We start from the raw sequence: 14,993 nt of genomic DNA, 5'->3' as shown, positions 1-14,993 counted from the left end.
GAGGAACAAAGCACTATGATGAGATCATTGTATTCTGGCGTAGCAGGACTTAAGACACACCAGACCAGAATGGACGTAATCGGTAATAATATTGCCAACGTCAACACAACAGCTTACAAATCCAGTTCCATGACTTTCAGTGAACTGATGAGCCAGACCACACAGAAGGCCAGTGGTGCCAACGCTACCACTGGTGTCGGCGGTACCAATGCCAAGCAGATCGGTCTGGGCGTTAAGGCAGGAGCTATCAATACTGCCATTACCACGCAGGGTTCCGCGCAGTCTACTGGCAACCCCTTTGATATCATGATCACCGGAGACAACTTCTTCGTAGTCAGCAACGGCTCCGAGAATTTCTTCACCAGAGACGGCTCTTTCTATGTAGATGGTGCCGGCAACCTGGCAATGACCAGCACCGGTTACAACGTCATGGGATGGGGCGTGGATGAGACCACAGGTAACATTAAGCAGGATACCGTAACCGCACTGCGTATTATGAGTGCTGCGAATATGACATATCCTCCTGAGGCTACCACACAGGCAAATATTTCCGGTATTCTGGATGAGAACGATAAGGATGTGACCAGTGCCAACGGTAAGACCGTAAACCTGAACTTCTTCGATGCGAGAGGTTACAGTTATACTGCAAAATTTACCTTTAAACAGTCTGGCGAACCGAACACCAATGTTTATAGTATGGAACTGACGAAACTGCTGGATTCCACCGGAGCAGAGATCGATATTTCCGCACTGGATTTCGGAAACCGTACCCAGCAGAAGATGGAGACTAAGGTGACATTGAATACCGATGCCTACAAGTGGGATGGAACGATGCTGAAAACAAAGGATGGAACCAAAGATATAGCTGACCTGACGAAAATTTTTAATGCTGATGGAAGCCTGATTGATACTTCAAACAATGCTACAGCAGCAAAGGAACAGCAGGAGGCTTTGGATGCCATTGCAGCAGCTTATGGATATGAGGGATCTACCAATGAATTTTTGAATTTGTATATTACCAGCCCTACAGACACAACGCAACAGCTTACCATGCAGCAGCTGCTTGGCAATATGAGATCTGGTACCGGAGATCAGCTGCTTCCGGCAGACGGCAGTGCTATTACCATGGAAGGTCGTTATTTTGAAGGAACTACTGTGGTATTCAATAAAGACACCGCTAAACTGGAAAGTGTCGGCGGTTCTACTACAAACTTGGGCATTAATGCAGCATTTTCACAGTTAGGTGGCAACTTCTCCGATATTACCATCGACCTGTCCGAATGCACCAACTACGATAACAAGGGTACTTCCACCATCGGTGCCACCAGTGGTGACCTGGATGGTCCGGGAACCGGATGCGGACGTCGTCTGGGAGATATGATCGGTGTATCCATCCAGAAGGATGGTATGATTTACGCAAGCTATGACAACGGTATGACCAAACTGTTAGGCCAGATTGCTACCGCAGCATTTGCCAATGCCTCCGGTCTGGAGAAAGAGGGAGACAACCTTTACTCTGCAACCCTGAACTCCGGTGAGTTCGATGGTATCGGCGTAGACATCACCGCAGGCGGTGGATACATGTCCACCGGTCAGCTGGAGATGAGTAATGTAGACCTGTCTTCCGAGTTTACTGAGATGATCACCACTCAGAGAGGTTTCCAGGCCAACAGCCGTATCATTACCGTATCCGATACTTTGTTGGAAGAACTGACCAATCTGAAGCGTTAATATGTAACTATTCAGAGCCATGCAAATGCAAAAAAGGAAGCCTCGCAGAGGCGATTTTGCAAATGGGGTTCTGAATAGTTGTAAAAATAAAATGACTACATAAAGGGATAGGAAAAAACCTGTCCCTTTTGTATATATAAAAGATCAAGGGAAAAAAGTACTATAAGAAAAAATGAGAAAAATGCACAAAACGGATAAAGTGTAGAAAATGTTCGGATAACAGGGAAGGAGAAGACAGCGTGATAGAAGTTACGAAGATTAATGGGGTCAGGGTATTGGTGAATCCAGACCTGATTGAACTGGTGGAAGAGACCCCGGATACGGTGTTGACACTTACCACCGGAAAAAAAATAATTGTAAAAGAAAGTAGACAAGAAATAAAAAATCTTGTAATATTATACAGAAAGGATATTTTTGCAAGATAAAAAAGCAGAATGTCAGGTGATTTAAGTGGATATAGCATCTTTAGCTGGTATTTTATTGGCATTATTCATGTTGGTATTCGGTATCATAAGCTCCGCGGGCGTCGGAGGATTCAGAGAATATCTGGATCCGGCGTCTGCAATTATCACTTTCGGTGGAGCTTTCTCCTGTACCCTCATGTCCATGAGCTTACAGAATTACATAGCGGGTCTGAAGTCCTTTACTCTGATCTTCAAGGCACCGGCACTGAATACTTCCGAGATGATCGGCAAGATCATAGAACTTTCCAATGTGGCACGTAAGGAAGGTCTGCTGTCTCTGGAAGAAGCAGCAACGGATCTGGAGGAACCTTTCCTGAAAAAGGGAATTCTTCTGATCGTCGATGGTACCGATCCCGAACTGGTACGTGCCATCATGGAGACAGAACTGGTAAGTGTAGAGGGAAGACATAAAGAGACGATCGGTTTCTGGGATACACTGGCGGCCATGGGCCCTGCCTGGGGTATGATCGGTACCCTGATCGGTCTGGTAGATATGTTGTATCACATGGACGATCCGTCCACACTGGGACCTGCAATGGCAGTGGCGTTGATTACTACATTGTACGGATCCTTGCTGGCAAACTGGATCTGTACGCCTGTTTCCAATAAATTAAAAGCAGATAATGCTGTGGAAATGCAGCAGAAGGAAGTTATGATCGAGGGGCTTTTATCCATACAGGCTGGTGAAAATCCCCGTGTCATCGAAGAAAAACTGAAGTCATTCCTTCCTCCGAAGGACAGAACAAGTGCAGATGGTGAAGAGGAAGCAGGGGGTGAAGCATAATGGCAAAACGTAAGCCAGAAGATCCACCTGCTGGATCCCCGGCATGGATGACCACATTCAGTGACCTGATGAACTTGCTGCTGTGCTTCTTTGTTATGTTGTTTTCCATGTCTTCGATAGATGCAACCAAGTACAGCGAAATGGCAGCAGCTATGTCGAACAGCACTTTTAGCATTTTCAATGCCGGATCCACGGCAATCGGTGAGGGTATCCTGATCAGCAACGGCGTCAGCCAGTTGAATGATCTGGATGAGTATATCAGTAATGCCGGAAGAAACGCAGACAGTGAGACGGATTCTGATAATTATGAGAAATATGACAGCGCAGAAGCTTTGGAAGAGGCACTGAATGAGAAAAATCTGGAGAGCAACGAAGAACTGGCTGAAACAGTACAGGAAGCTCTGGTGGAGGACAGCCTTGCAGATCAGGTCAGTGTGTCATTTACGGCACAATATGTGCAACTATCTATGAAGGGAGCGCTGTTGTTTGATTCCGGAAGTGACAGCCTGAAGGATCAGGCTAAGGAAGTTCTGGACAAGGTGGGAGTGATCCTGGAACGTTACGGAAGTAATTCCACCATAGAAATCGAAGGACATACAGATAATGTCCCTATTCACAGTGCGAGGTTTGCCGATAATGAAGAATTGAGCAGCGCCAGAGCACTTTCCGTGTTCTATTATCTGACAGAGACTACCTCTCTGGATCCATCTGATCTGAGACACGCAGGGATGGGTGACCGTGTACCGGTAGCTGATAACTCCACAGAAGAGGGGCGCAGCAAGAACCGGCGTGTAGAGATCAGAATCTATAATCCATCCACAACATATTAGTGTGGAGAGGGAAAGGAAGCATAAGACCAATGAAGAAAAATCTGATGACAGTATTGATTCTGGCACTGCTGGTGGTGAACATTGTGTTGACCAGCGTCATGCTTGTGAGCATTGTGGGTACGAATAAGAAGACCGCACAACTGGTAGACAATATTACCACTGCCATGAATCTGGAACTTACCGTTCCGGGGGATGAAGAAACAACGAATGTTGCCCTTACCGATACAGAGGTATATAATATTGCAGACTCCATGACAATTCCTCTGAAGAGCGAAGCAGGAGCAAAACAGGATTACATCATGTTTGATGTATCTTTGTCTATCAACAAGAAGCATAAGGATTATAAGACCTATGGCAGCAGTGACACGTTGGCAAGCTATGAGAACCTGATCAAGGATGCTATCACGGCTACCGTTTCCGCACATACAGAGGATGAGTGCAGAGAGGATATGGAAGGCTTAAAAGAGGAGATTCTGAAGTCTGTTCAGGATCTATTCCAATCCGACTTCATCTACAAGGTCGCAATCAGCGGAGTGAAATTCGGCTGATGAAGCGGGAAAATAAGATGACAGGAGGTGAGGGCCTGTGAGTGATATACTTTCACAAAGTGAAATTGATAATCTTCTGAAACAGTTGTCTGAGGGAGACCTGGATGTAGACCAGATCCAGGGGGAGGACGAGAAGCAGGTCAAAAACTATGACTTCAGCCGCCCTACCAAATTCTCCAAAGAACATTTACGAACCTTGGAGATCATATTCGAGCATTACAGCCGACTGATCTCTACGAACCTTCCGGTATATCTGCGCAAGAACGTGCAGGTATCGGTAGCAAGTTCGGAAACGGTTACGTTCAGTGAGTTCTCCAACGCACTTTCGAATCCGTCGGTGCTTGGAATTGTTAATTTTGCACCACTCAACGGCAATATTATTATAGAGATTGCAACTAATCTATGTTATGCCATGCTGGATCGTATGCTGGGAGGCAGCGGCCAGCCATTGGAAAAGAGCAGAGATTTTTCCGATATAGAGCTGACAATCTTACAGAAGCTTTTGGTCATGTTTACGCAGCTGATGCGTGAACCCTGGAAAAACGTTGTTGAGATCTCACCGGTGTTAAGCCGGCTGGAAACGAATCCCCAGTTCGCACAGGTAATTGCTCCCAGCGATATGATCGCTATTGTTACCCTGAATATGAAAATCGGGGATGTCGAAGGAATGGTAAATATCTGTCTTCCTTTCTTTACACTGGAAGATGTGATGGATAAACTGAACACCAAATACTGGTTCTCCACAATGCAGGAGAATCACGATGAACACTACGAGGAGTACATTGAGTCCATGATCCGGAGAGTAGATATTCCGATCAAGGCAGTGCTGGGAAGGAGCACCATTTCGGTGAATGATTTCCTGAATCTGCAGGTGGGCGACTGTATCCGGCTGGATTCCAGAGTCGATACCGACATGAATGTGTATGTGGGCAATATTAAAAAGTTCACGGCACTGCCCGGTACGGATAGAGATTCGTATGCTGTTCAGATCACATCGGTGATCAGAGAGGAGGAGTAACGATGGATGGGATGTTATCTCAGGATGAGATAAATGCCCTGCTGCAAGGTATGGATCTGTCGGATACCGCGGATGGCGGTGATGCGGCAGCAGATCCGGCACCGGAGAACAGTACGGCTGAAAATTATAATAATGAGAATGAAGCTGCGGAGAACGCAGCACCGGTTGTCAGTGACGGAGAGGAACTGACGGATGTAGAGAAGGATGCGATTGGCGAGGTGGCCAATATCAGTATGGGATCCTCTGCCACAACCCTATATTCACTGGTAAACCGCAAAGTAAATATTACAACTCCTGTGGTTACGCTGGCTACATGGAAAAACCTGCTGGACGCCTATGAAAAGCCCTGTGTATTTATTCAGATCAAATATACCCAGGGACTGGACGGTACCAATATTCTGGTATTAAAAGAACATGATGTAAAAGTTATCACTGACCTGATGATGGGCGGTGATGGTACGAATACAGATGGAGAGCTGGGAGAACTGCATCTGAGTGCAATTTCCGAGGCGATGAACCAGATGATGGGCTCCGCAGCGACTTCCCTTTCCACACTGTTGCAGACGGTAATTGATATCAGCCCGCCTGAGTCTTCTCTTTTTGATCTGACAGAGGTAAAGGATGGCAAGGAAATATCTCCGTTTTTAGGAGGAACCTTTGTAAAAATCGCATTCCGTATGCAGATCGATGATCTGGTAGACAGTTCTATCATGCAGTTGTATCCCATCGATTTTGCCCGTAAGCTGGTAGAGACCTTTATCAATACCCAGATGGGAAGCCTGGGAGAAAGCAACGATCAGGCAGCAACTCAGCCGGAAAGCATACCTGCTCCCGCAGCAGCTCCGCAGAACAATGCAGGACAGATGAATGCCGGCGCAAACAATATGACTCAGATGAATATGCAGCAACCGGATCCCATGGCTATGAATCATATGAATGGCATGAATCAGATGGGCAACATGGGAATGCCACAGATGAACGGCATGAACCAGACGGGTGGCATGGGTATGAATCAGATGCCTGGCATGGACATGAATAGCATGAACCAGATGGGGATGAATGGTATGCCTCAGATGGGAATGCAGCAGATGGGGAACATGGGAATGCAACAGATGAATGGCATGGGCATGATGAACCAGATGGGCAATATGGGAATGCCGCAGCAGAATGTCAATGTGCAGCCTGCACAGTTCCAGAGCTTCTCAAATGACAGCATGGGACTTTCCGGACAGGAAAATATTGGTCTGATCAAAGATGTCCCTTTGGAAGTTACCGTAGAGCTTGGCAGAACGACGAAATCCATTTCCGAGATTCTGGAGTTCTCACCGGGTACGATCATTGAACTGGATCGTATTGCAGGAGAACCGATCGATGTTCTGGTAAACGGAAAATTTGTAGCCAAGGGTGAAGTTGTTGTAATTGAAGAAAGCTTTGGCGTCCGTATTACGGAAATTATTAAATAAAACAGAGAATAGACCAAACAAATGGAGGAAAATTAAATGGCAAAGAATATTTTGATCTGCGATGATGCAGCGTTCATGAGAATGATGATTAAGGACATTCTGACCAAGAACGGTTACAATGTTGCAGGAGAAGCAGAGAACGGAATGAAGGCAGTGGAGAAGTTCAAGGAAGTGAATCCCGATCTGGTTCTGATGGACATCACCATGCCTGAGATGGACGGCATCCAGGCACTGAAGGAGATCAAGAAGTTAGACGGTGGTGCTAAGGTTATCATGTGTTCTGCAATGGGCCAGCAGGCAATGGTTATCGAGTCTATCCAGGCCGGTGCCAAAGATTTCATTGTAAAACCTTTTCAGGCAGAACGTGTTATTGAAGCTGTGAAAAAGGTAGTGGGTTAATGATCATACTTACCGGAAAAGCAGACAGTTATGCCCAGTTCATTACAGTATTGTTCATCTTTGTGGCAGTACTGGCGGTAACCGCATTGGTAACGAAATGGATCGCAGGATACCAGAAACAACAGGGAGCGGCAGGCAATATTGAAGTGAGAGAGACCGTTCGGATCGCAAATAACAAATACATTCAGCTGGTCCGGATCGGTGAGTCTTATTTTGCCATTGCGGTCTGCAAGGATACCGTAACGGCCCTGGGACAGATTCCTGCAGAACAACTGAAAGGTAAGACTACATTGGAAAGTACTTCCGGGTTCCGGGAATTATTGGAACGTGCGGCGAAGAAAGAGAATGAAGAGAAAGATCATTGATGCAAGTATAAAATTAAAGACGATTATCTATATGGTATGCCTGCTGGTCACGGTAGGCATATTGTGTATTTGTACGCCGGTAAAGGTGCAGGCATCGGAGCGTCATCTGACGGGAGATACGGAAGTTTCCACGGTGATCAATCCGGCGGGAACAGCCACGACCCCGGAAGAGGTAGGACAGCTGAATACGGCGAATACTGTCAGCATTACCTACAATAACGGTAACGGACAGATCAACGGTGCGCTTCGGATTCTGATCACTCTGACGCTGATCGCACTGGCACCGACCATTATTATCATGATGACCTCTTTTACGAGGATCATCATCGTGCTGCATTTTACCAGGTCTGCACTGAATACCCAGACGGCACCGCCGAACCAGATCCTGATCGGACTGGCACTGATCCTGACATTTTTCATTATGGAGCCTACGATCACGAGGATCAATGAGGAAGCAATCCAGCCTTTTGAGGAGGGCACGATCGATCAGGATGAGGCTCTGGAAAAAGGCATGGCACCCTTACGGGAATTTATGTATCCACAGACTCAGGTGAAGGATGTGGAACTGTTCATGGATATCGCAGGACAGGAGTGGGACGGAACCCTGGAGGATATTCCGAATTCCGTGTTGGTTCCCAGCTTTATGATCAGTGAACTGCGAATGGCGTTCTGGATCGGTTTTATGATCTATATACCGTTTATTGTGATCGATATGGTAGTGGCATCCACCTTAATGAGTATGGGTATGATGATGCTGCCGCCGACGACGATCTCCATGCCTTTCAAGATCCTGCTGTTTGTACTGGCAGACGGCTGGGCACTGATCATAGGGCAGTTGGTACAGACATTTTATTAGATTCGTAAGATGAGGTTTTGCTATGACGATAGATGCAGTATCGGAAATGACGAATAATGCGTTATATGTGATCATCAAGGTATCCCTGCCGGTGTTGCTGGTATCCCTGGTTGTTGGTCTGGTCATCAGTATTTTCCAGACGGTGACTTCCATTCAGGAGCAGACACTGACCTTTGTACCGAAGATCGTTGCCATCTTTTTGTGTCTGGTGGTTATCGGTCACTGGATGATGAACACGATGGTGGAGTACACGGTGCAATTGTGGTCAAGTTTCAGCCAGTATGTACATAGGTGACGGGAAGAAATATGGTAGATCTTTCTTTTTCAATATATGATCTTGAATATTTTCTGCTGATATTCGTAAGAGTATCCTGCTTTGTATATATAGCGCCTTATTTCGGGATGAATGACACCCCGGCCAGAATCCGGATCGGCATCAGCTTTTTTACGGCGTGGCTGCTTTATGAGACGCTGACACCGGCGGATGCGGTAGTTGTTGACACTGTGATGGAATATGCGGTGATCGTCATGAAAGAGGCAATTGCCGGGCTGCTGATCGGTTTCGGGGCCAATATCTGTATGGCAGTCGTGAATTTTGCCGGTTCCATTGCTGACATGGAGACAGGCCTGTCCATGGCTACGTTACTGGATCCGGCTACGAAAGAGACCACCAGCATTACCGGTGTCTTGTATCAGTATTCTTTTATGCTGATGCTGATCGCTTCCGGAATGTACAGGTATCTTTTCGGAGCACTGGCAGACAGCTTTACACTGATCCCGGTGAACGGGGTGGTGTTTCACGCGGACAGTCTGTTACAATCCATGACAGAATTTATGAGTGATTATATCCTGATCGGCTTTCGTATTGTATTGCCGATTTTTTGTGTGATATTGCTTCTGAATGCAATCCTGGGAGTGCTGGCCAAGGTGTCTCCCCAGCTGAATATGTTTGCAGTAGGTATTCAGCTGAAGGTTCTGGCGGGACTGACGGCAATGTTCCTTACCACCGGGATGCTTCCGGGGGCTGCCGACTTTGTCTATCAGGAAATGAAAAAGATGGTAGTATCTTTTATCGGAGGTATGATGTGATCCTGGAATATGATCTGCAATTCTTCGCTGCAGAAGGGATGGGCGGAGAGAAGACAGAGCCTGCTACCGAGAAAAAGCTGTCTGATGCCAGAAAAGAAGGTCAGGTTGCCAAAAGCCGTGAAATTGCCAACGGGCTGGGTCTGCTGACGGTATTTCTGGTATTGAAAATATGGGTAGGACACATGGGGTATCAGTTTATAAATGTGTTCAGCGTCATTTACGAGAGAATTCCCGAGGTGGTGACTTTCTGGCATGGAAATATGCCACAGCAGGACACCGCAATCGCATTCCGGCAGATGCTTTTACAGGCCATCATCATTATGGCACCGCTCCTTTTGCTGGGATTAGTGGTGGCATTTTTGAGCGATGTGGTGCAGGTGGGCTGGAAGCCTACGGGAAAACCGCTACAGCCCAAGTTCAGTAAATTGAACCCGCTTTCGGGCTTCAAAAGAATTTTTTCTGCCAATGCGCTGGTGGAACTGATCAAGTCCATTCTGAAGATTGGATTGATCACTTACATATGTTATAATTATCTGAAAGATAAATGGCCTCTGCTGTTTTCCCTGTATGATATGGATCTGATGCAGGCTATTGCATTGATCGGCGGAACGGTGACAGATCTGGGAATCCGGGTGTCTCTGGTCTATATGATCATTTCGGCTGCGGATTTTATCTACCAGAAGTACAAATTCAGCAAAGACATGCGAATGACCAAGCAGGAGATCAAGGAAGAGTACAAGCAGCAGGAAGGTGATCCGCAGATCAAGGGGCGTATCCGTCAGAAGATGCAGGAAGCTTCCAGACGGAGAATGATGCAGAATCTGCCCCAGGCGGACGTGGTCATCACGAACCCCACCCATTATGCGGTGGCAATCAAATACGATCCGGAGGTGGCGGATGCCCCTATTGTGATCGCAAAAGGTGAGGATTATCTGGCAGCGAAGATCAAGGAGATCGCCAGAGAGCATCAGATAGAAATCGTAGAAAACAAACCACTTGCCAGAATGCTATATGCAAATGTGGATGTGGGACAGGCGGTGCCACCGGAATTGTACCAGGCGGTAGCAGAAGTCCTGGCGTTTGTATATCATCTGCAAGGGAAAGTATAGAAGTATAGAGAAGAAATAGAAACATTAGCAAAAAGATGAAAATACACAAAAAGAGAAAGGAGGTCAGGCACAGATGAAAATGAAAAAAGCGGATGTGGCGGTAGCAATTTATATCATGGCTGCCATTATCATGTTTATTGTGCCGATTCCCTCCTGGCTGCTGGATATTCTGTTAGCAATTAATATTTCCGTGGCGCTGACAATCCTGTTCGCCACGATGTTCAGTAAGGAAGTTCTGGATATGTCCTTCTTCCCTACGATGCTGCTGTTTACCACGATCTTCCGTATTGCGCTGAATACCTCATCCACCCGTCTGATCCTAAGAGACGGCAATGCAGGTAATGTCGTAGAAACTTTCGGTGAGTTCGTAGGTGGCGGTGATCTGGTCATCGGTGTCATTATCTTCATCATTCTGATCCTGATCCAGTTTATGGTCATCAACAAAGGTTCAGAGCGTGTATCTGAAGTAACAGCGAGATTTACCCTGGATGCAATGCCCGGTAAGCAGATGGCTATTGATGCGGATCTGAACACCGGAGCCATTACAGATGCGGAAGCAAAGAAGAGAAGAGAGAAAATCCAGGAAGAGGCAAGCTTTTTCGGTTCCATGGATGGTGCCGTAAAATATGTAAAAGGAGATGCGGTTGCGGGTCTTCTGATCACCACCATCAATATTGTGGGTGGTATCATCATGGGAATGACGAGACAAGGCATGGATATTACCAGCGCTCTGAATAAATACGCTATCCTGACTATCGGTGACGGTCTGGTAAGCCAGATCCCCTCCCTGTTGATCTCACTGTCCACCGGTATTCTGGTGACCAAGGGAAGCAAGGATGCTGACTTCGGTACGACACTGGTAAGCCAGTTGTTCGGTGTACCCAAGGGTCTGTACCTGGTGGGAGCCATGCTGGCAATCCTGGGATTCGTGACAGAATTGAACACGATCCTGTTCGTGGGATTGGGACTGGTGTTTATCATCGTGGCAAGAAATATCGAGGGCACGATCGAGACAGCACAGATCGAACAGGAGGTAGACAGTGAGGAAGCTGCGGCGGAGGAGATCCGGCAGCCGGAAAATGTCAACAGTCTGTTGCAGGTGGATCCCATCGAGCTGGAATTCGGTTACGGTATTATTCCTCTGGCGGATGTGAACCAGGGCGGTGACCTGTTGGATCGCGTGGTTATGATCCGAAGACAGATTGCGCTGGAACTTGGTACGGTGGTGCCTATTATCCGTTTGCGTGATAATATTCAGCTGAATCCGAATCAGTATATCATCAAGATCAAAGGTATTCAGGTCAGTGAGGGAGAAATCCTGTTTGACCATTATATGGCAATGAATCCCGGTTATGTGGAAGAGGAGATTACGGGTATCCCCACGTTCGAGCCTTCCTTCCATCTGCCGGCTATCTGGATCACGGAAGGTCAGAGAGAGCGGGCGGAGAGCCTGGGCTACACGGTAGTAGATCCCCCTTCCATCATCGCTACGCATCTGACGGAGATCATCCGCCAGCACATTGCGGAGCTGCTGACCAGACAGGATGTACAGAACCTTATCAACAATGTAAAAGAGAACAATCCTTCTCTGGTGGACGAGCTGGTACCAAAGTTGTTGGGACTGGGCGAGATCCAGAAAGTATTGCAGAATCTGTTGCGGGAGGGAATCTCCATCCGGGATCTGCTGACGATTCTGGAGACTCTGGCGGATTATGCACCGACGACAAGGGATACCGATATCCTGACGGAGTATGTGAGACAGAGCTTAAAGAGAGCAATCTCCACCAAGTATTTCCCTTCCCACGAGACTACCAGTGTGCTGACGCTGGATCCAAAGATCGAGCAGGAAGTCATGGGAAGCGTAAAACAGACAGAGACAGGAGCTTTCCTGAATCTGGATCCCGCCAGAAGCAAAGCAATTCTCAATGCGGTGGGAGAAGAGATCAAAAAGCTGGAAAACATGGGAAAGACCCCCATTATCATGACATCACCGATCGTAAGAATGTATTTCAAGCGGCTGACCGAAGATTATTATCCGGATCTGGTCGTAGTGTCTTACAACGAAGTAGAATCGAATGTGGAATTGCAGTCTGTGGGTATGGTCACAGCTTAAGATATTAAGCGCATTGAACCGACACAGGAACGAGGAACAGTATGATAATTAAGAAATTTACCGGGAAAACAGAAGCAGAGGCAACAGAGGCTGCGAAAAAAGAATTGGGAAACGGACTGGTGATCATGAATGTCCGTGAAGTGAAAAAGAAAGGGCTGTTCTCTTTTCTGTCACCGAAGCAGATCGAGGTGACCGCTGCGCTGGAGGATGAGTCCCCACAGAGATCTGTGGTAAACAGTCTGAATCGTACGGAAGCTTCCGGGGCAGGTGTAGGTACGGCGAAGACTGTATCGATGAAAAACAGCACGGAAAATATAGAAAAAAAGCTGGATAGTCTGCAGACGCTTTTGGAAAGTCAGTTAAACAGCAGACCGGTAGATGCAAATACGGAGAAGGCAGCGGAAGCACAGAAAGAAGCTTTGGACAGTGAAGCGGAAGCAGCAGTGGAAAAGCAGGAAGAAAAAGAGGACGAGCAGAATCCGGAGCAGGATAAGTTCATCCGTCTGCTGTATAACAAAATGCTGGATAATGAGATGGATGAAAAATATGTCAACAGTATTCTGGAGGATGCTTCCAAGACAAAGAAAGCGGATCTTCCCTTTGATTATCTACTGGCGAATATTTATCAGAAGATGGTGTTGAAATTCGGAAAATCCGAAGGAATCACTCCGGCGGAGGACGGACCGAGAATCGTATGGTTCATCGGACCTACCGGTGTGGGTAAGACGACTACCATCGCCAAACTGGCAGGAAAATATTGTGTGGAAGACAAGAAAAAGGTGGCTCTCCTTACGGCAGATACCTATCGTATTGCGGCAGCGGAGCAGTTGCGGACCTATGCCAATATTCTGGAGACACCTTTCCGCGTGATCTATACACCGGAGGAGTTGCAGACCGCCATTGATGATTACTGGGACTGTGATTATATTTTTATCGATACAGCGGGGAGATCGCACCAGAATGCGGAACAGTTGGAGAAAATGAAGGAAATGGTGGGTGGACTGAAGAGACCGGAGGACTATCAGGTATTTCTGGTATTAAGTGCTACCACAAAATACAGGGATCTCCAGAAGATCGCAGACTGTTACGGAAAGATCGCAAAGTTTGAGTTGATTTTTACAAAGTTGGATGAAACAGAAGCAGTGGGGAATCTGCTGAACATAAAGCTTTATACGGATGCACCGATCGCATATGTGACCTGTGGTCAAAACGTTCCGGATGACATGGAAATGTTCAATCCTCAGAAGACGGTGAAACAGATCCTCGGAGGTAAGGAATAGAGAGGAAGGAAGAAAGCTTTAACAGAAAGGCGCGTGAAAATGGATCAGGCGGAACAGCTAAGGATCATTAAAGCAAATAACCAAATACGACCTACTGCAAGAGTCATTACCGTTACTTCCGGCAAGGGTGGCGTGGGAAAATCCAATATGTCCATCAATCTGGCAATTCAATTCCGCAAAATGGGCAAACGGGTGATCATTCTGGATGCTGATTTCGGGCTGGCGAACATCGAGATCATGTTCGGAGCAATACCGAAGCACAACCTGTGTGATCTGGTTTACGAGGGCAAGAGCATCAGTGATATCATTACCTGGGGCCCTATGGAAGTGGGATTTATTTCTGGTGGTTCGGGAATTGCCGGGATGTCCAATCTGGGAAAAGATGCCCTGACCTGTATCATACAGAATCTGGCGGAGCTGGATGCCCTGACGGATATCATTATCGTGGATACCGGAGCGGGAATCTCTGACAGTGTGTTGGAATTTCTGGTGGCCAGCGGGGAAGTGCTGCTGGTGACCACACCGGAGCCTACTTCCATCACGGATTCCTATTCTCTGCTGAAGGCACTGTACAGACATCCGAGATTCCAGGAGGATTTCACGAAGGTGATGATGGTGGCCAACCGGGTAAGTAATATCAAGGAAGGCCAGGTACTGTTTGACAAGCTGAATGCAGTCGTGACCAGATACCTGAAAATTCCCATGACTTATATGGGATGTGTACCTCAGGATCCTCAGGTCATGCAGGCGGTGATGCAGCAGGTACCCGTATCCATACAGAATCCGGGAGCAAAGGCAAGCCAGGCTTATCAGAGAATCGCAGAGAGAATGTGCGAAAAAGAAGACGATACAGCGCAGGAGCAGCAGCCCAGGCGCGGAATGGCAGCATTTTTTTCTCACATTATAGGTACGAGAAATGGAGCTACAAAACAGTCCAGATAAGA

16 protein-coding genes are annotated in these 14,993 nt (G+C 47.1%); all 16 read left to right on the top strand.

What is annotated here, in order from left to right; all coding sequences use genetic code 11:
- The first annotated feature begins 15 nt into the window (after nucleotides 1-15).
- The 16 genes from OCV96_RS01810 to OCV96_RS01735 all read left to right on the top strand — a co-directional run bounded on the left by OCV96_RS01810 (nucleotide 16) and on the right by OCV96_RS01735 (nucleotide 14,991).
- Nucleotides 16-1,731, top strand: coding sequence for a flagellar hook protein FlgE (locus OCV96_RS01810; RefSeq protein ID WP_227732220.1), 1,716 nt, complete (start codon nucleotides 16-18; stop codon nucleotides 1,729-1,731).
- A gap of 239 nt (nucleotides 1,732-1,970) precedes the next feature.
- Nucleotides 1,971-2,156, top strand: a complete 186-nt coding sequence (locus tag OCV96_RS01805; RefSeq protein ID WP_118537286.1) for a flagellar FlbD family protein — start codon at nucleotides 1,971-1,973, stop codon at nucleotides 2,154-2,156.
- A gap of 25 nt (nucleotides 2,157-2,181) precedes the next feature.
- The gene (locus OCV96_RS01800; protein ID WP_022313078.1) at nucleotides 2,182-2,979 is read left to right on the top strand and encodes a motility protein A; all 798 of its coding nucleotides are present in this window, start codon (nucleotides 2,182-2,184) and stop codon (nucleotides 2,977-2,979) included.
- Nucleotides 2,979-3,809 (top strand): OmpA/MotB family protein, encoded by an 831-nt coding sequence (locus OCV96_RS01795; RefSeq protein ID WP_118537285.1) that lies wholly within the window; start codon nucleotides 2,979-2,981, stop codon nucleotides 3,807-3,809. Before OCV96_RS01800 ends, OCV96_RS01795 begins: the two co-directional genes overlap by 1 nt.
- Nucleotides 3,810-3,838: 29 nt before the next feature.
- Nucleotides 3,839-4,357, top strand: a complete 519-nt coding sequence (locus OCV96_RS01790; protein WP_022313076.1) for a flagellar basal body-associated FliL family protein — start codon at nucleotides 3,839-3,841, stop codon at nucleotides 4,355-4,357.
- 37 nt (nucleotides 4,358-4,394) lie between these two features.
- Nucleotides 4,395-5,375: a flagellar motor switch protein FliM gene (fliM, locus tag OCV96_RS01785; RefSeq protein WP_227732214.1), complete on the top strand. Its 981-nt coding sequence runs from the start codon at nucleotides 4,395-4,397 to the stop codon at nucleotides 5,373-5,375.
- A 2-nt stretch (nucleotides 5,376-5,377) separates the two neighbouring features.
- Nucleotides 5,378-6,838: a flagellar motor switch phosphatase FliY gene (gene fliY, locus OCV96_RS01780; RefSeq protein WP_262593354.1), complete on the top strand. Its 1,461-nt coding sequence runs from the start codon at nucleotides 5,378-5,380 to the stop codon at nucleotides 6,836-6,838.
- A 36-nt stretch (nucleotides 6,839-6,874) separates the two neighbouring features.
- On the top strand, nucleotides 6,875-7,237 hold the full coding sequence (locus OCV96_RS01775; protein ID WP_022313073.1) for a response regulator: 363 nt from the start codon (nucleotides 6,875-6,877) through the stop codon (nucleotides 7,235-7,237).
- Entirely contained in the window at nucleotides 7,237-7,602 is a 366-nt protein-coding gene (locus OCV96_RS01770; RefSeq protein WP_022313072.1) for a flagellar biosynthetic protein FliO, read from the top strand. Before OCV96_RS01775 ends, OCV96_RS01770 begins: the two co-directional genes overlap by 1 nt.
- On the top strand, nucleotides 7,583-8,458 hold the full coding sequence (gene fliP, locus OCV96_RS01765; protein WP_227732213.1) for a flagellar type III secretion system pore protein FliP: 876 nt from the start codon (nucleotides 7,583-7,585) through the stop codon (nucleotides 8,456-8,458). Before OCV96_RS01770 ends, fliP begins: the two co-directional genes overlap by 20 nt.
- A gap of 22 nt (nucleotides 8,459-8,480) precedes the next feature.
- Nucleotides 8,481-8,753, top strand: coding sequence for a flagellar biosynthesis protein FliQ (fliQ, locus tag OCV96_RS01760; RefSeq protein WP_118537282.1), 273 nt, complete (start codon nucleotides 8,481-8,483; stop codon nucleotides 8,751-8,753).
- A gap of 11 nt (nucleotides 8,754-8,764) precedes the next feature.
- A complete protein-coding gene (gene fliR, locus OCV96_RS01755) occupies nucleotides 8,765-9,547 on the top strand; it encodes a flagellar biosynthetic protein FliR (RefSeq protein WP_118537281.1) in 783 nt (260 codons plus the stop codon).
- Nucleotides 9,544-10,656, top strand: coding sequence for a flagellar biosynthesis protein FlhB (gene flhB, locus OCV96_RS01750; protein WP_317239271.1), 1,113 nt, complete (start codon nucleotides 9,544-9,546; stop codon nucleotides 10,654-10,656). Before fliR ends, flhB begins: the two co-directional genes overlap by 4 nt.
- Before the next feature lie 79 nt (nucleotides 10,657-10,735).
- On the top strand, nucleotides 10,736-12,769 hold the full coding sequence (gene flhA / locus OCV96_RS01745; RefSeq protein ID WP_237963477.1) for a flagellar biosynthesis protein FlhA: 2,034 nt from the start codon (nucleotides 10,736-10,738) through the stop codon (nucleotides 12,767-12,769).
- A 41-nt stretch (nucleotides 12,770-12,810) separates the two neighbouring features.
- The gene (gene flhF / locus OCV96_RS01740; RefSeq protein ID WP_118537279.1) at nucleotides 12,811-14,049 is read left to right on the top strand and encodes a flagellar biosynthesis GTPase FlhF; all 1,239 of its coding nucleotides are present in this window, start codon (nucleotides 12,811-12,813) and stop codon (nucleotides 14,047-14,049) included.
- Nucleotides 14,050-14,088: 39 nt separating this feature from the next.
- Complete coding sequence (locus OCV96_RS01735) at nucleotides 14,089-14,991, top strand: MinD/ParA family protein (protein ID WP_118537278.1); 903 nt, start codon at nucleotides 14,089-14,091, stop codon at nucleotides 14,989-14,991.
- Nucleotides 14,992-14,993 lie beyond the last annotated feature (2 nt).

Origin of the sequence: Waltera acetigignens (genome assembly GCF_025567015.1) — a bacterium.
GTDB lineage: Bacteria > Bacillota > Clostridia > Lachnospirales > Lachnospiraceae > Acetatifactor > Acetatifactor acetigignens.
Note: the sequence above shows the minus strand (reverse complement) of the source record. Positions and strands in the feature narration are given on the sequence as shown.